At 52.9% G+C, this 16,624-nt stretch carries 14 protein-coding genes; 6 read left to right on the top strand and 8 right to left on the bottom strand.

What is annotated here, in order from left to right:
- Positions 1-3 precede the first annotated feature (3 nt).
- The gene (locus L6H98_RS27165) at positions 4-798 is read right to left on the bottom strand and encodes an ABC-2 family transporter protein (protein WP_236420826.1); all 795 of its coding nucleotides are present in this window, start codon (positions 796-798) and stop codon (positions 4-6) included.
- A 1-nt stretch (position 799) separates the two neighbouring features.
- Positions 800-1,846 (bottom strand): ABC transporter ATP-binding protein, encoded by a 1,047-nt coding sequence (locus L6H98_RS27160; protein ID WP_236420825.1) that lies wholly within the window; start codon positions 1,844-1,846, stop codon positions 800-802.
- 210 nt (positions 1,847-2,056) lie between these two features.
- Between L6H98_RS27160 and L6H98_RS27155 the strand changes: the two genes are divergently transcribed.
- On the top strand, positions 2,057-3,100 hold the full coding sequence (locus tag L6H98_RS27155) for an LCP family protein (protein ID WP_236420824.1): 1,044 nt from the start codon (positions 2,057-2,059) through the stop codon (positions 3,098-3,100).
- Positions 3,101-3,399: 299 nt separating this feature from the next.
- Positions 3,400-4,719, top strand: coding sequence for a glutamate-1-semialdehyde 2,1-aminomutase (locus tag L6H98_RS27150; RefSeq protein ID WP_236420823.1), 1,320 nt, complete (start codon positions 3,400-3,402; stop codon positions 4,717-4,719).
- 117 nt (positions 4,720-4,836) lie between these two features.
- On the opposite strand, the gene L6H98_RS27145 is transcribed toward L6H98_RS27150, so the two are convergent.
- Entirely contained in the window at positions 4,837-6,231 is a 1,395-nt protein-coding gene (locus tag L6H98_RS27145) for a PLP-dependent aminotransferase family protein (RefSeq protein ID WP_236420822.1), read from the bottom strand.
- 175 nt (positions 6,232-6,406) lie between these two features.
- Here L6H98_RS27145 and L6H98_RS27140 point away from each other — a divergent pair, with 175 nt between their 5' ends.
- From L6H98_RS27140 to L6H98_RS27125, 4 genes are all read left to right on the top strand, one after another.
- Positions 6,407-7,378: a DMT family transporter gene (locus L6H98_RS27140; protein WP_236420821.1), complete on the top strand. Its 972-nt coding sequence runs from the start codon at positions 6,407-6,409 to the stop codon at positions 7,376-7,378.
- A gap of 378 nt (positions 7,379-7,756) precedes the next feature.
- Positions 7,757-8,875 carry an endospore germination permease gene (locus L6H98_RS27135; protein ID WP_236420820.1) on the top strand — a complete coding sequence of 373 codons (1,119 nt, stop codon included), beginning with the start codon at positions 7,757-7,759 and terminating at the stop codon, positions 8,873-8,875.
- The gene (locus L6H98_RS27130) at positions 8,844-10,325 is read left to right on the top strand and encodes a spore germination protein (RefSeq protein WP_236420819.1); all 1,482 of its coding nucleotides are present in this window, start codon (positions 8,844-8,846) and stop codon (positions 10,323-10,325) included. Before L6H98_RS27135 ends, L6H98_RS27130 begins: the two co-directional genes overlap by 32 nt.
- Positions 10,322-11,524, top strand: coding sequence for a Ger(x)C family spore germination protein (locus L6H98_RS27125; RefSeq protein WP_236420818.1), 1,203 nt, complete (start codon positions 10,322-10,324; stop codon positions 11,522-11,524). The genes L6H98_RS27130 and L6H98_RS27125 overlap by 4 nt, the downstream gene beginning before the upstream one ends.
- Before the next feature lie 68 nt (positions 11,525-11,592).
- On the opposite strand, the gene L6H98_RS27120 is transcribed toward L6H98_RS27125, so the two are convergent.
- From L6H98_RS27120 to L6H98_RS27100, 5 genes are all read right to left on the bottom strand, one after another.
- Positions 11,593-11,988, bottom strand: a complete 396-nt coding sequence (locus L6H98_RS27120) for a sensory rhodopsin transducer (protein ID WP_236420817.1) — start codon at positions 11,986-11,988, stop codon at positions 11,593-11,595.
- A 42-nt stretch (positions 11,989-12,030) separates the two neighbouring features.
- Positions 12,031-13,212 (bottom strand): rhamnogalacturonan acetylesterase, encoded by a 1,182-nt coding sequence (locus L6H98_RS27115; RefSeq protein WP_236420851.1) that lies wholly within the window; start codon positions 13,210-13,212, stop codon positions 12,031-12,033.
- 75 nt (positions 13,213-13,287) lie between these two features.
- On the bottom strand, positions 13,288-14,127 hold the full coding sequence (locus L6H98_RS27110) for a carbohydrate ABC transporter permease (protein ID WP_236420816.1): 840 nt from the start codon (positions 14,125-14,127) through the stop codon (positions 13,288-13,290).
- Positions 14,128-14,129: 2 nt separating this feature from the next.
- A complete protein-coding gene (locus L6H98_RS27105) occupies positions 14,130-15,035 on the bottom strand; it encodes a sugar ABC transporter permease (RefSeq protein WP_236420815.1) in 906 nt (301 codons plus the stop codon).
- Between the two features lie 146 nt (positions 15,036-15,181).
- Positions 15,182-16,474, bottom strand: coding sequence for a sugar ABC transporter substrate-binding protein (locus L6H98_RS27100; RefSeq protein ID WP_236420814.1), 1,293 nt, complete (start codon positions 16,472-16,474; stop codon positions 15,182-15,184).
- Positions 16,475-16,624: the final 150 nt, after the last annotated feature.

The raw sequence follows: 16,624 nt of genomic DNA, 5'->3' as shown, positions 1-16,624 counted from the left end.
CCGTCACCCTCCTTGCACGAACAGACGCTTGCGCGCCTGGCGCCAGATCAGCACCATCGGAATTAACAGCACGACGAACCATAATACTTGCAGGCCCAGTACGTTCCAGATTCCCGTGCCTTCCACCCGTCCGGTAAACACGGAGCCTGGCAAATAGGTAATAGCCTGGAAGGGCAGCACCTTCATCACGGCAGCCAGCCAGCCCGGATACAGGCTGATTGGCACGATCAGGCCGGAAAACAAATCGACGACTACGCGTTTCATGCGCATCATGCCTTCGTTGTTTTCGACGAAAAACGCGGCAAGCCCCGTAATGACGTTGATCTGGGAGTTGATCAGGAAGCTGAAGAACAGCATGACCAGAAATCCGATCCATGCCGACGGTGCGGTCGGAAGTTCAACCGGGAACAGCAGGATCGCAATCAGCATCCCTGGGATCATGAACAGCAGAAAACGGAATACGCCTTCGCCGAGCCCCTGCATCATTTTGACCATGACATAGTTGATCGGTCGTATGAATTGGATCGCAATCGTGCCGTCCCGGATGTCCGCAGCGATCTCGCGGTCCAAATTGTTGAAGTAAAACGCCCGGGCCATCCAGGATACGGCCACATAGGTCGTCATCTGAGCTGCCGTGAAACCGCCAAGCTCGCCGCTGCTTCCATAGATAGCTTGCCAGGTGAAGTAATACACGCCGATGTTAAGCGTATATATCAGAATACCGGAATAATAATTGACCCGGTAGGCCAGCATGGTCAGAAAACGAATGCGTATAAAATCAAGATAAGCGCCGTTCATTTCAGGATACACCTGCCGCTTCGTTCTCGGCGCCTGCGATTTCAGGGCGATCCGCAGAACCGGATTGGTAGATGCTGCGCACAATCTCATCCGTATTGGTTTCGATGATTTGAATATCCGTAATGTCCGCTTGTCCCACTACCCGGGCCAGCACGTCGGACACGTTGAGCTCCAGCGGAATCCAAACCGAAGCCGACAATTCATTCTCCGCCGTCCAGCGCACAGGCAGTTCGGCAGTCCATTCCTGCATGCGGCTTAGCGGATAGGCCTTTCCGAATTTGAAGCGAATTTCGCGCTCCGTCCCCCACTGAGACTTCAGATGATCAAGCCCGCCATCATAAATGATATTGCCCGCATCCAGCATGATCACTCTGGAGCACAATGCTTCAATATCCTGCAAGTCATGTGTCGTCAGCAGAATCGTTGTGCCATGTTCTCTGTTCATGTCTTTCAAAAACTCGCGGATTTCCGACTTGACGACGATATCGAGGCCGATGGTCGGTTCGTCCAAAAAGACGATCCCCGGGTTGTGCAGCAGGGCAGCCACCAGCTCGCAGCGCATCCGTTGGCCGAGGCTCAATTTGCGAACCGGACGGTTCAGCAGTTCCTGCAGCTGCAATCGCTCAACCAATTCGTCCAACCGTTTGCGGAAATCGGCTTCTCCGACTTTATACACCTTCCGCAGCAGATGGAACGACTCGATGACCCCGATATCCCACCACAACTGGCTTCGCTGTCCGAACACAACGCCGATGTTCTGCACGAATTTTTCGCGTTCCTGATAGGGAACGTATCCGCCCACCGAGATGTGTCCCGAAGTAGGCACCAAAATGCCGGTCAACATTTTGATCGTCGTTGATTTCCCGGCACCGTTCTCTCCGATATAACCGCAGATTTCGCCCTGCGGAATTTGAAACGAGATATCGTTTACAGCCAACACTTCCTGGTATTGACGTGCAAACAGATCCTGAAACGCGCCCTTGAGCCCGCCGCGGCTCTTCTGCACGCTGAATGACTTGCGCAAATCTTTGACATCAATCGCCAGCATGTTTATACCTCACTTGGATTTTGTTGAAATTGCTTGTAGCCCAAAAAGAAATTATAATGGTATCAGTCAAAATTCAGCAAGCTTTAATCATCTGCGAGGTTTTCACTCTTTTCGCATTTGTCGTGAAGGGGAACTGAACGGAAGACCTCGGTCTGATTCAGCGTTTGGACTTATTTTGTTCTTTCATTTTGAATACAAAGGAGAGCTAGCATGACCAGAAAGACGAAGAGAACCATATGGATTTCTCTTGCCGCCTTCATCCTGCTTGTTGGCGGAGCGGCGGCATTTTATTTCGGTTCTATTCTGAATCAATTGAATGGCTTGCAAAAGGAAGGCGACGAATCTCCGTTTGCCGGCATTGAAAATGTCGAAAAAGTAAATACGCCGGATCCGCCAAAATGGGAGGGTACGGATACCGTAAATATTCTCGTGATGGGCGTTGATGCGCGCGGACTAAAGAAAGGCGAAGTCCCCCGTTCCGACAGCATGATGGTTGTATCGCTTGACCCGCTTACGAAAAAGATCAATCTCTTTTCCATTTTGCGGGACACCTATGTAAATATTGAGGGGTACGGCAAAGAGCGAATCAATACCGCCATCACCCATGGTCCGAACGTGGCCATGAATGCGGTCAGCGACCTACTGGGCATCCCTGTCCAATATTATGTGTATACGGATTTCCAAGGATTCATCAAACTGGTGGATGCGGTTGGAGGCGTCGATTTCGATGTCGAGAAGGACATGCACTATACGAGTAAAGCCGACAACAACGAATATGATATCGACCTGAAGAAGGGCTATCAGCACCTGGACGGCGAAACGGCCCTGATGTATGTGCGTTTCCGTCATGACGCCATGTCCGACTTTGCGCGTTCGGAGCGCCAACGCGAATTCCTGAAAGCCGTTGCGGCGAAAATGCAATCGACCACAACGATTGCCAAGCTGCCTAGCATTTTGGAGGAGGTCAGTCCTTACGTCGATACGAACCTGACTCTTTCCGACATGTGGAAGCTCGGCGGACTCGGGTACCAGAGCAGCATGAACGGCAGCGAGCAAGTTCCGCCCATGGACTTGCTGAAAGAAGAGCGCACGCCAGGCGGCGCCCAGGTTCTGACCGTAACGAGCGAAGAGAAATTGAAGCAGCATGTGCAGGATATCATCCATCCGCCTGTGGAGCAGAACGACAGCCAGGATGCGGCCAATGACAAGACGGCCAGCGGTGATGATCAGGATACCGGGCAGCCTGCACAATAAAAGTTCACCATGCATGATCACGCTTTGCCAAAGGCAGCCATCCGGCTGCCTTTTTTGCTGCTGTATTCCGCCTGGTTTCAGCATGTTTGTCGCGGGATCGGTGAATTCTAAGGAGGTGGAAACGACTTCTTAAGAGCGTTCTGCCTTCGCAGAAGGCTGCTTCAACAGACGTTTTTGTCCGGTTTCGCCTGATTTTTGTGCAAATCTTCATTTGATCTTGCATGCCAAACTGGTATTGTTATATATGACTTTTATCAAAAGCAAACCGATATTTCTATATTACGAAAGGAAGTTATTCCATGAATCCATCACGTTCCCGCTCCGAGGTTTTATACAACGAAGCGCTTCAACATATCGTCGGAGGCGTCAACAGCCCTTCCCGCTCATTCAAAGCCGTGGGCGGCGGTTCGCCTGTGTTTATGAAAAAGGCTCAAGGCGCCCACTTCTGGGATGTGGACGACAACCGCTACATTGATTACCTGGCAGCCTACGGACCGATTATCACCGGGCATGCGCATCCGCATATTACCCAAGCGATTGCGGAAGCGGCCGCCAACGGCGTGCTGTACGGCACACCGACCGAACTAGAGATCAAGCTGGCCAAAATGCTGAAGGAAGCCATTCCTTCGATGGACAAGGTCCGCTTCGTCAACTCGGGCACGGAAGCGGTCATGACCACGATCCGCGTCGCTCGCGCTTACACCAAACGCAACAAAATCGTGAAGTTTGCCGGATGTTACCACGGCCACTCCGACCTGGTGCTCGTTGCTGCAGGCTCCGGACCATCCACGCTGGGCATTCCGGACAGTGCCGGAATTCCGACGAGCATTGCGCACGAGGTCATTACGGTGCCTTACAATGACCTGGACGGCCTAAAGGAAGCGCTGGAACGCTGGGGCGATGATGTAGCCGCCGTTATGGTTGAGCCGATCGTCGGCAACTTCGGCATGGTCATGCCGAAACCGGGCTTCCTCGAAGGCCTTTGCGCCATGGCCAGAGCCAATGGCTCGCTCGTCATTTACGATGAGGTTATCACGGCATTCCGTTTCCACTACGGCTCCACCCAGACGTATGCCGGATTGGAAAACCATGCGCAGATTGAACCGGATCTGACGGCCCTGGGCAAAATCATCGGCGGCGGCCTGCCGATCGGAGCCTATGGCGGCAAAAAACACGTGATGGAGCAAGTTGCGCCGCTCGGACCTGCGTATCAGGCAGGAACGATGGCTGGCAATCCGGCTTCCATCTCCGCAGGCATCGCCTGCCTGGAGGTTCTTCAGGGCGAAGGCGTGTATGACGAGATGGAACGTCTGGCGACTGAACTTACGGCCGGCCTGCAAGCTTCTGCGGACCGCCACGGCATTGCCCTGACGATCAACCGCATTCGCGGTGCGTTCTCCACCCATTTCTGCAGCCATCCGGTAACGAACTACGATGAAGCCCAAGACACGGACGGCGAGCAATTTGCCGCGTTCTTCCGCAACATGCTGGATCGCGGGATCAACCTCGCCCCATCCAAATACGAGGCTTGGTTCCTGACGACCGCGCATACGGATGCGGATGTGCAGCAAACCATCGAAGCCGCCGAAGCTTCGTTTAAAGCGATGGCACAGGCGTAGGGAACGGCGGACCCATTGAACGCAAACAAGGCGTATGAACACTGGCTTGTCCAGTTTGCTCATACGCCTTTGTTTTTGCGAGCGAAGCACATGTTGGAGCCGATGTCCGCTGCCACCTTAACCTTTCGACGATCTTTGTCCAGCAGCGTCCAGCTTCATGATTTCCTCGCGAATGATGTCCATGCCCTCCGCAACCCGTTGGCCAGGCACGTTGGAAATGTTGAGCCGCAGCATTTTATCCTGCTGCCGCAAAGCGTCCGGATAATACCGTTCCGTTGTATCCACTAATACGCCGCGTTTCTCCAAGCGCGATACCAGCACAGCCAAAGGCATGCGCTCAGGCAAAGGCAGCACCGTATGTTCTCCTCCGGTACGCGGCGCCTCCGCAAACGGAGCAAAATCGGGGAAGCGATCCAGCTGCTCATGCACCTTTCGCATGCGCGCGGCATACCTGCCACGAATCACTTTGCCATGATGGGCGAACATGCCGCTTCGAATATAGATTTCGAGCGCCGCCTGCGACAGCAGCGAAGTATCGATGTCCAGCATTCTCTTATGGGCCCCGAACAGCGGAACAAGTTCATGCGGCAGCACGGCGACGCCAAGGCGCAGCCCGGGAAACAGAATTTTGGAATAACTCTTTAAATAAATGACCCGCCCTTCCGTATCGGCAGACCACAACGGGTCTTGCTTTGAATCGCTCTCCAGATCGGCGAGAAAATCGTCCTCCACCAAATATACGTCATGCTTTTGCGCAAGGCGGATCAGCCTCTTTTTTTCATTGGCGTTCAAGGATGTCCCCAGCGGATTATGAAAGCGAGGCATCACATAGAAAAACTTGATATCGTCTTCCTTGAAACTCCGCTCCAGGTCTTCCCAATCCAGACCGTCCACCGTTCTCTTGACCCCGGCAAAGGGCACATTAAGCCCCTTCAGCAAGGGAGGCATGTTGTGATAACCCGGAAGCTCGATCAGCACCCGCCTCTTCCCGTTCGGAAAATCCATGAGCGCAAGCACCGCCAGCGCTTGCTGTACCCCTGACGTGATAAACATCTGCCCGGCTTGCGAGAACACCTGATAATCGGCGAACTGTTTGGCCAACAATTCAATCAATGAGGGCAAACCGCGGTCGGTGCCGTAACGAAACAGCTCAGCTTGTTTCTTCTCCATCGCCTGGTCCACGCAATGGCGAAAATCGGCATACGGAAATACGCGCGAATCCGGCGCGGCCGAAGCAAAATCGAGCGGCCCTTCCCATTTCCCTTCTTCCGGCCCTCCACCATTAGGCACCGCATAATATCCCGATTGGGGGACCGCATACACTAGATGGCGCCGCTCCAGCCATTCGTAGGCACGCAGCACGGTGCTGATGCTGCATTGATACTGCTTGGCCAGCGATCGAACGGGAGGCAGCTTGATGCCCCTCTCGTTCCAACTCCCCAGTCCCTGCCGTGCTGTTTGCTCTTGCATCCATCGTTCGAGCGATCGCGCAATGGTTTCATATTTTTTCACATAAATCCTCCTAAATTGTACCGGTACAATCGATGTTTTTCATCATTGTACCACGCCTTGTCAGGGCGTATATTGGACACGATCATACAACAGATGCTCTTGCAGATGACGGAAGTTTGTTTGGCATTGCACTTCGCTGTCCGAGCTGCAATCACTCACGATTGGAGGAAATCACATGAAACATACGTCTGCCCGGGCTTACGCTTACGTTGCAGCCGTTTTATATGCCATGATTATCGGTTTATCCTTTATGTTTGCCAAAATGACGGTGGCCGTCGCTCATCCGCTCGACGTGTTAGCCCATCGCTTTGCTCTTTCCTTGATCGTTGTCAGCATGCCGATCGCGCTCGGCATGGTGCGCATCCGCTTGTCTGCCAAGGATTTATGGCGAATCATTCCGCTAGGTCTGCTGTCTCCCGTCCTGTTTTTTGCTTTCCAGACGTTCGGGCTCGTCACGTCCAATTCCTCTGAAGCGGGCATTATCCAAGCACTGGTCCCGGTGTTTACGCTTGTTCTCGCTTCGCTCTTTCTGAAAGAACGAACAACACTGGCGCAAAAACTGTTTCTGCTGCTGTCCGTATCCGGTGTCGTCTTTTTGTTTGCTATGAAGGGGGCATCAATGTCCATCGGCAATGTGAAAGGAATCCTGCTGCTCCTGCTCTCTGCCGTCTCCTTCGCCGGGTATGGCGTGTTGGCCCGGCCTTTGACCCGAAAATACAAACCGCTGGAGCTCACTTGGGTCACCTTGATGATCGGCTGCCTTGCCTTTAACGCGGTTTCCCTTGTCCGTCATGCCTACTTAGGTACGATGGCCGAGTATGTCCAGCCTTTGGGAAATGGAACATACCTCATGGCGCTGGCCTATTTGGCAATACTGTCTACCATGTTCTCGACGCTGCTGTCCAGCTTCGCGCTCACCCATCTGGAAGCGTCCAAAATGAGCGTATTCAGCAATCTGTCCACATTGGTGTCCATTGCGGGAGGAGCATGGATCTTGCATGAACCGGTCAGCGGGTACCATGTCATCGGAGCCTTGCTCATCATTGCGGGCGTGCTCGGCACCAATTTAAGCGGCAAAAAACAAGGGCGGCCAAACACGTCAAATCATCAATCTCCGCTCCATGCCGAACGAAGCGGACAGAGCTGAATAGACTTGAGCGTCAAGCCGGATGCTATATAAACCGCAAAAAAGATACACACGTTAACGGAGGGCAGAACCAATCTGGAGAAGCGAAGCGGTCTAAAAGCTTTCTGACAGAAAGCTGCTTCGGAAGCATAGGCTGTTCACCGGATTTCCCCTTAGCAAAAGGGCATTTGAATAAATCTGGGGATAACAGCGATCGAAAGATGGTACTGCACTCGGAGTGCCCTGTGTGATTGTTTAGTGTGGTTTATATAGCAAGAAATGCAACAGGGGTCCGAAGGCAATCGCCTCTCTTATTCGGTTTGGCGGTATGAGATGGCTTCATCGCGTTAACAATGCTGAGAGCGGCATATCATTCATCCAGGAAAAGAGTGCTCTCCCATGAAACCGATGAAGCCTTCGTTTTTGCAAGCCATGATGCTCATCATGTTAAGTGTCGGCCTGATCAGCCACGTTCTGATCATCCCTGCCCTGCTGGCGGCAGCCAAGCGGGATGCATGGATATCGGTGCTTGTGTCTGCAGGCCCTTTTTTGCTATTCGTCCTTATGTTGGCCTACGTCTCCCGCCATCTTCAGCATCAGACGCTGCATGAATGGTTTACGGACCGGCTCGGGAGACCGGTCGGCCTGCTATTGAAGATCACCAATAGCCTGTTTTTCCTCTCGGTGATCTATTTCACGCTTCATGACACAACGACCTGGGCCAAAACCAACTATTTGCAGGACACTCCCGTAATCGCCACAAGCATCGCCTTGATGGCAGCATGCGGGTATACCGCTTATAAAGGCATGCGCGCGATGGCCTTTACGGCAGGCCTTCTGCTGCCGCTTGTTGTATTGCTCGGTTTTTATGTGTCCATCGTCAATATGCAATACAAAGACTATTCTCGTCTGCTCCCCTTGTTGGAGAACGGATGGCCCCCTATTTTGAAAGGATCCCTCTATAGTCTGGCGGGTCTGTTCGAACTGCTCTTCATTTGGTACATCCAGCCGCATCTGAAATCGCGGATTCGAGTGTGGCAATACCTCTTGCTGGCCTGCATCATGGTAGGTTTGACGCTGGGCCCCCTGATCGGGGCTATCGTCGAATTCGACCCCTTTGAGGCTGCGCGGATGCGGTACCCGGCATTTGAAGAATGGAGAATCGCGTCATTAGGAAAGTACATTGCCCAAACCGATTTTTTCTCCATCTACCAATGGCTCGCAGGAGCTTTTACCCGAATCTCCCTCGCCATGTATATCGTGGTGGAGATATGGCATATTAATAGCGTTCGGAAAAGGGTAGCCTTGATCAGCACGATAACGATCCTGATGTTTATGAGCATGCTGATTCCCTTTAATGACATCACGTTTGAGTCCTGGCTCGTTCATTATATTTTCCCTGCCAATATGCTGTATCTCGGAACCCTCGCCATTCTTGCCACAATCACTGCCTGGTTCAGCTCACGTTCCCAAAGGAGGAAACATCATGGAGCAGAAACAGAAAACGATAAAAGCTGAATCGCATGAATCCCTGCTCAGTTCCCTGAAAGAAACGTTCCGTGCCTGCGCGGACGTCGTGGTTCAAGGGTATCCTTCGGGAGAACTCCATCCCGCTTGGCCCGTAATCCTCGTGTATTGCGAAGGGCTGACGGACCTCAAACAGATCAATCAGTATGTGGTTCCACGAATCGAGCATGTTTCACAGGAAAGCGGCAAGGCGCTGCCCACTGAATTGGGACTTGCTCTAACCCCTATTGCCCATATCGGGAATATTCCGGACATGAACCGGCTCATCTTCAGCGGACAGTTACTGCTGATCTTTGGTTCCGGCCAACCGGCATACAGTCTCGATATCGCCTCCGTGCCGGGGCGTTCGCCGGAAGAATCAGCGATTGAAACCTCTGTGAAAGGTCCCCGGGACGGTTTTACGGAGGAACTCAGCACAAATATCGCGCTCATCCGCAAACGGTTAAAAAGCGACTCCATGTGTTACGAAAAATTCGTTCAAGGGGAGCGTACCCAAACCTCTGTGGCCCTGCTGTACATTAAGGACGTCATCAATCCGGATATTTTGGAAGAGGCCCGGCGAAACGTAAACCATATCAAGATTGACGGCCTCATGGGCACGTCTGTCATCGAGAGGGGGGTGATGGGAGGCGTGAAAACCATCTTTCCGCTGACGGACAGCACGGAGCGGCCCGATTACGTGGTCAGCTCGCTGCTCAACGGCCGGTTTGCTGTAATGTTCGATGGCTCCCCGGTCGCCACCATCGCACCGACCACTCTCTTTAACCAGCTTAAATCCCCTGAGGATGAGAGCACTCCTTTTTTTATCGTGACGTTTGAGCGGATTTTGCGGATCGCCGGACTGCTGATTGCCTGTTTTTTTCCGTCGTTTTATATCGGGCTGACCAGCTTTAATCTGGAGCAGGTTCCCCTGCCGCTGCTGGCAACCATCGCGGGTACGCGGATGGGCCTGCCCTTGCCTGTCACGCTGGAGGCATTTTTGATGATATTTATGTTCGAACTGTTCAATGAAGCCGGCCGAAGGCTCCCCAGAGCCCTTGGGCAAACGGTCAGCGTCGTCGGGGGGCTGATTATCGGGGATGCCGCGATCCGCGCCGGAATTACTTCCCCCACCATTATCGTCACGGTGGCGATATCGGTCATCTCCAGTTACATTCTGGTGAATACGGTGCTGAGCGGGGTAACGTCCCAAGTTCGCATTTTTTTGCTCCTCTTTTCCACCACTCTTGGCCTGTACGGTTTCATGATCGGATTATTTGTGCTGCTTGTCCATCTCGCTTCGTTGGAATGTTACGGCGTTGCCTATCTATCCCCGGTCTCTCCTTACATCCCGGGAGATTTCACGCAATCGGTGTCGATGCTGCCTTCCAAAGACCGGGTAAACCGCCCGGCTGCCCTGCGTACGCAGGACTCGACGCGTACAGGAGAGGATTCTTCATGATGCAGCCGCAGCTCCGTTTCATAAACCGCTTCGAACCTTTGAAATCTAAAGTGCTTGTTCTGGTACTTCTATGTGCAGCAGTCCTTCCATTATCCGGATGCTGGGATTCCAAGGAAGTGCAGAGCATCAATTTCATTACGGCCCTCGGTATCGATTATACAGAGGATCACTATATCGCATATGCACAAGTCATAGATTTTTCGAGCATAGCCAAGCAGGAGGGACCAAGCCAGCGGGAGGATAGCGAAATCTGGATCGGGCAAGGCAAAGGAACAACGCTGAATATGGCTATCAACGATCTCTATCGGAGTTCGCAGCAGCAAACATTATGGACGCATGTCAAAGCAATCGTGCTGAGCGAGAACGCACTGAACAGCAAACTGACCGATATTTTCGACACGCTGCTGCATTCGGGCCAGTTACGGTATACACCATGGATTTATGGAACAAAGGAAGAGATCAACAAAGTGTTATCGCCCTCTGCTCTCTTGAACCAGTCCATGCAGACCATCGAATTGTTTGAGCCGATGAAGCTGTACAAGCAGTACTCTTCCTTTGAGCCTATACGATTGCACCAGCTTTTGGACGGATTCCGCGAGCCTGCCTCAACGATTCTCGTTCCCTCGATCACCTCCGTGAATACGACATGGGTCCAAGGGGAACGAAAACCTCCGCTGATTCAGACGGATGGATTCTATGTCGTTTCAGGCGGACATAATCAGGGAAGGATCGAGGAACAGCACGCTTTCGGTGCCCGATACGTCAAATACGGGAAAGTCTACCAGTACCCTTTATACGTATATGCCGAGGACAAAAAAGTACCGCTCCTCTCGCTTTCGCTTCGCGATCCGCGCACGATCGTCAAAGCAGTACCGGAAGGGAACGGTATTCGTTTTGACCTTACCACTTTAGTGAACGGATCGATCATCGAAGATCACGGGAAGCCAAGCTCCGTTCGGGAAATGGAACGGCTCGCTGCGCAGCAAATTCAAAAGGATATCCGCCATACATTCAAGATCGCCCAATCCCGCCACGTAGACGCTTACGGCCTAGCCGAGCATCTATACCGCCACAATCCGGAATTGTGGAAGAAGCATGCCCGAAACCGGGCAAATCCCGTTACCGATTTTAAATTGGGAAAGGTTGAAGTGCAGGTAAACATTATGAATGCGAGCACGTACAAGTACAACTCCTCCTGAAAGCAAAAGAAGGTTCCTGTCCGGAAATCCGGAATGGGAACCTTCTTCGTACATCAGGGATAATCTGCTTATGCAATCGGAAAGGCAACAACGCTCATCAATGCCAATTCGGATTGCGTTGTATCCAACCGGCTGTACTGCACGATAATCGGCACGGTGCTGGATACCGTAATGGCATAGGGCACGCCTGCCGGAATGGTTTGGTCGTTCGCTTGAAGGGAAGCCGTGCGAATATGTTTGGTTCGTCGTCCCGGGACGACGGCTTTGATGTGTTCCAGAGGCTCGCGATCTTCAAAAAAAATGGTGATCTCCAGCTCTGCATCCTTGCTTCCCGTATTCAGCACGCAAATGCTCTCGTGGCTTTCGAGCGAGCCGCTGCTCTCCGGCGGAATATACCCATCGGGAATAACCCAATGCACATGCCCCTTCGCGTCATGAACTGCCGTCCCTGCATGATCCGTCATGATTTGGTCTGCCTCCTTTGGGCTGGTTAAGCTAACGTTTGTTTACCGCAAATACATCTGCAGCGGCTGCAAACGGAGCTCGCGAATGGCTTCCGCCACCTGCTGCGCAAGACGGTGCGCCCCGCGTTCCTGAAAATGCGTGTTATCCTCTACGCCTTCAGGGAAATTCAAATACTCGCCGGGCAGCACCCACATAAAGTCATCTTTGCTGCCCTCCACGCCCGCCTGCTCGAACAATATCCGGCTTCGCTCAGCGAGATCGATCAGCGGTACGTTTTCCTCCGCCGCCAGTTCCCGTACGGCTACGATATAATCGCCATGCGTATCGGTGAGCTTCCCGTCTTCCCCGAAGTAGCGCCGATGAACAGGCGTAATGAGTACGGGGATGGCATGAGCCGCATGTGCGGCATCGATGTACTTTTTCAAATACTGCTTATATGTCGTAAACGGTTCGGTTCCCCGCGCTGGGTCCGGCTTTTCGTCGTTATGTCCGAATTGGATGAACAGAAAATCGCTGGGTTTGATCTTTTCAAGAATGGCATCCAGACGCCCTTCGTCGATAAAACTGCGCGAGCTGCGCCCCGAATGGGCATGGTTGTCGACGGCTACGTCATGCTTGAACTGCGCGGGCAGCAATTGGCCCCATCCGCAATACGGATACCCGCTCTCCTGCTGGTCCGTGACGGTGGAATCCCCCGCCAGAAATACCGTCATCGTCTGATCGGCCCGCGTAATTTCCAATGCATTGAGACGCGGAGCCGGACCTGAAAATGAAAGCCTTAGCTGCCCGCCGCGTACAACGACGGAGAAGCGCAGCTCCTGGCACTGTCCAGGCAATGTGCGAACAGTCGGCAGCATCAATCGGCCTTCTCCTGCTTTCACCCGCGTCATCGTCTCCGTGGCAGCATCCCCGGTTAACAATAGCACCTGATAAGTACCATCCGGCACATCCACCAGAAACGAGGCTTTGAGCGGGATGCAGAAGCCTGAACGAAGCTCGGCCTGTTGGCCTGCCGTGCCTTGTCCTCCACCGGTCCCTATCCCGTTCTCCAGCACTCGCCGCTTCTCGTAAACGAGCGAACCCGGTTCGAAGCCATACCCTACCTTTTCCGAATACAGGGCGTCGGCGCGAACGTTGACATACCCGTTAACGCCGGCACCCGGGCCGAAGTTGAACTTCCAGCTGGCAGACCTTCCGCTGTCGCCTTCTGCCGCTGTCGCCACAGCAGCGTTCTGGCCACTTCCGGTTTGATTCAATGGCAACAACCTCCTCTGATCAAATTGGTTGCGTTTTCACTATTATCCTTTCAACCCACTGGTGCTCATTCCCTGCACAATCTGTTTCTGGAAAATGAAAAATACGGCAACGACCGGAACCAGACTGACGATCGACATGGCGAACATCGCTCCCCAGTTAGAGGCGGATTCGCTGTCCAGGAACATTTTGAGCGCCATCGACACCGTGTATTTATCCGGCGAATTCAGGTACAGCACCGGTCCGAGCAGGTCTTCCCATCTCCAGTAGAAGGAGAAGATCGCCGCGGTTGCCAGCGAGGATTTGATCAATGGCATGATGATCTGCAAATACAGCCTGAACTTGCCGCAACCGTCAATCGTGGCTGCTTCGTCCAATTCCTTCGGAATGGTGCGGATGAACTGTACCATGAGGAAGATGAAGAACGGCATCCCGAAAAAGGTAGGGACAACGATCGGCAAAATCGTGTTCAGCCAACCGAGTTTCGTGAAAATGATGTATTGCGGCACGAGCACGACGTCATGCGGCAGCATCAAGGTTAACATCATGATTCCGAACCAGAAGCCCCGGCCTCTGAAGTTCAGCCTTGCGAATCCGAAAGCGATAAGTGATGACGACAACACCGCACCGATGGTGGAGATCACCACGATAACGAGCGAGTTCGTAATATAGTGCATGAATGGTCTGCCTGCCGTTCCCTTCCAGCCGTCCGCGTAGTTGCTCCAGATCCATTCGGTCGGGAACAATGATTCGGCGGTCACGAAGATCGTGCGGCTTTCCTTGAAGGAGCTGAACAGCATCCACAGCACCGGGTACAGCATCAACAGGGCGAGGGCAGCAACGAATACGTGATATACCGGCCACTTTACTTTTCTCCATACCATCGTTACTTCTTCCCTCCCTCGGTCTCATAGAAGACCCAATACTTGGATGTGATGAACAGGATTGCCGTCAATACACCGATCATGAGCAGCATCATCCAGGCCATGGCCGAAGCGTATCCCATATTGTTGAACATGAACGCCTGGCGGAACAGATACAGCGAGTACAGCATCGTGCCGTCCATCGGGCCGCCTTCGCCTTTGGAAATGATATATGCAGGCACAAACGTCATAAACGCGCTGATCGTTTGCATGATCATGTTGAACAGGATGATGGGACTCAGAAGCGGAAGCGTAATCCGGAAAAACTTTCTGACTGGGTTAGCCCCATCCACGCTTGCTGCTTCGTACATCTCCGGCGAGATATTTTTCAATCCAGCCAGGAAGATCAGCATCGAGGAACCAAACTGCCAAACGGACAGGGAGATCAGCATCACAAGCGCCGCATTCGGATCGCCAAACCAACTGATCGGTCCGATCCCGATTGCCGTCAATGCGCTGTTAATGACACCCTCGTTGCTGTAAATGTTGCGCCACATGATGGACACGGCCACGCTTCCCCCGATAATGGAAGGAAGATAATACAACGTTCGGTATGTGCCGACCATGCGGGAACCCGTATTCAGGATCATCGCCACGAAGAGGGCGAATATCAACCTCAGCGGTACGCCGATGAACACGTACAGGAAGGTGACCTTCACTGAGTTCCAGTATTTCGGGTCATCGAAAAACATCTTAGTGAAATTGTCCATGCCGATCCAGCGCGGAGAGGTAAACAGGTTGTAACTCGTAAACGACATGTACAGGGATACGAACATCGGAATCAGCGTAAAGCCCAAAAAGCCGATAATGAACGGGCTGATGAACGCGTATCCGGTCAAGTTATTGCGCAACGACGTATACCGCTTCAACGTAACAAACCTCCTTTATGGATTGCCTGCCGTCCCCATCTGCATCTCAATCTCGACTGGGACGGGACGGGCAAAGGCCCCCGCGGTTCGCGGGCAGCCTTCGATTCCATCCTCCCCGCGATGGGTGCGGGCAAAACATCGTTCAACTACTTCTTGTTATTGGCCAAAATGGACTCTGCGTTGCTGCGGAACGTCTGCGCTGCCTGCTCCGGCGTAATTCTGCCGAAGTTCAGTTCCTCGACAACGTCAGCAAGGGAAGCAATCACTTCAGGCGAGCCGACCGGCGGCGGCGGACTCATCGGAGAAGCTTTCGGTTCCATCGCGGCCACGAAGTCGAATACTTGTTTCGTCGGCTCGCTCAGCTCGGAAGCAATGGCTTCCTTGATGTTGCCGGAAATCGGCACACCGCGTTCCCCTTTGATCAGCTTGTTGGCCTCAACATCGTTCACCCAGAAATCAATGAATTTCGCTGCTTCTTCCTTCACTTTGGAGTTGGACGTTACTGCCCAGTACATACTTGGCTGCATGTAAAGCCCTTTCTCCATGTCCGGCCCCGGCATAGGCGCGAATTCCAGCGGACGGTTGGCGACCTGCTGCACCGCCACGAACTGGTTGGACCACTGCCAAATACCGATGCCTGTGCCTTTAACCAGGTCGGATTCCTCGATAATGCCTTTCGTTTGGTTCGCGATGTCCGGCGAAGGCGCAGCCTTTTGCTCGATCATGCGGCGCATCAATCCGAAAAATTCCACGAACAGTTTGTCGTCATCGTAACCAAGGCCGGTTCCTTCGGCATTATAGAGGGACAGCCCTTTGGTACGCAGGAAGTAGTGGAAGAAAATGTCCGGCGCCACGCCGCCGTCCAGATACATGCCTTTGGCCGCAACTTGTTTACCAAGCTCTTCATACGACTGCCACGTCATGTTTTCAGGCAGGGCATCTACGCCCGCTTTTTTCAACAAGGCCGGGTCGTATTGGAAGCCCAATACGTTCACGCCCGCTGGCACGCCATATTGCTTGCCGTTGATGACTCCCGTACTGATTACGTTTTCGGAAACGTCATCGACTTTGATCTGGTTGCCCAGGTATGGGGCCAGATCTTCGAGCTGTCCGTTCTGCGCGTACTGGCTGATGTAGGAAATGTCCATCTGTACGATGTCAGGCAGCTGATTTGCGGCAGCCTGTGGAGCGAGCTTTTTCCAATAGTCGTCGAACGAGGCGTATTCCACGTCGATTTTGACGTTCGGATTTTTTTCTTTGTACAGGTCAATGACCTTCTGCGTATATTCGTGACGCGCATCGGAACCCCACCAAGCGATTCGAAGGTTCACCGAGCCGTCCGAAGACGCGCCGCCCGATGAGCTTCCCCCTTCGGAGCTGCATGCAGCCGTAAATACAAGCAGCGCAGCCATCATCAGGAATATTGCCTTTTTCACCATGCCAATCTCCCCTTTTGTGTTGAATTGTATGAGGTGAATCGGTTACCCCGCTCAATCTGATAACGCTTTCACCAACTTGATAAAGTCATTTTCCCAAAAGTACGAACAGAGTTGAATACACAAAACCGTCTTGTTGGTTCAAAAAACAGA

The sequence above is a fragment of the Paenibacillus sp. JJ-223 genome, from assembly GCF_927798175.1.
GTDB lineage: Bacteria > Bacillota > Bacilli > Paenibacillales > Paenibacillaceae > Paenibacillus > Paenibacillus hubeiensis.
Note: the sequence above shows the minus strand (reverse complement) of the source record. Positions and strands in the feature narration are given on the sequence as shown.

Excerpts from the sequence above, each read along its gene's own strand:
- L6H98_RS27165 (WP_236420826.1), bottom strand. The coding sequence starts at position 798 with ATGAACGGCGCTTATCTTGATTTTATACGCATTCGTTTTCTGACCATG.
- L6H98_RS27160 (WP_236420825.1), bottom strand. The coding sequence starts at position 1,846 with ATGCTGGCGATTGATGTCAAAGATTTGCGCAAGTCATTCAGCGTGCAG.
- L6H98_RS27155 (WP_236420824.1), top strand. The coding sequence starts at position 2,057 with ATGACCAGAAAGACGAAGAGAACCATATGGATTTCTCTTGCCGCCTTC.
- L6H98_RS27150 (WP_236420823.1), top strand. The coding sequence starts at position 3,400 with ATGAATCCATCACGTTCCCGCTCCGAGGTTTTATACAACGAAGCGCTT.
- L6H98_RS27140 (WP_236420821.1), top strand. The coding sequence starts at position 6,407 with ATGAAACATACGTCTGCCCGGGCTTACGCTTACGTTGCAGCCGTTTTA.
- L6H98_RS27135 (WP_236420820.1), top strand. The coding sequence starts at position 7,757 with ATGAAACCGATGAAGCCTTCGTTTTTGCAAGCCATGATGCTCATCATG.
- L6H98_RS27130 (WP_236420819.1), top strand. The coding sequence starts at position 8,844 with ATGGAGCAGAAACAGAAAACGATAAAAGCTGAATCGCATGAATCCCTG.
- L6H98_RS27125 (WP_236420818.1), top strand. The coding sequence starts at position 10,322 with ATGATGCAGCCGCAGCTCCGTTTCATAAACCGCTTCGAACCTTTGAAA.
- L6H98_RS27120 (WP_236420817.1), bottom strand. The coding sequence starts at position 11,988 with ATGACGGATCATGCAGGGACGGCAGTTCATGACGCGAAGGGGCATGTG.
- L6H98_RS27110 (WP_236420816.1), bottom strand. The coding sequence starts at position 14,127 with ATGGTATGGAGAAAAGTAAAGTGGCCGGTATATCACGTATTCGTTGCT.
- L6H98_RS27100 (WP_236420814.1), bottom strand. The coding sequence starts at position 16,474 with ATGGTGAAAAAGGCAATATTCCTGATGATGGCTGCGCTGCTTGTATTT.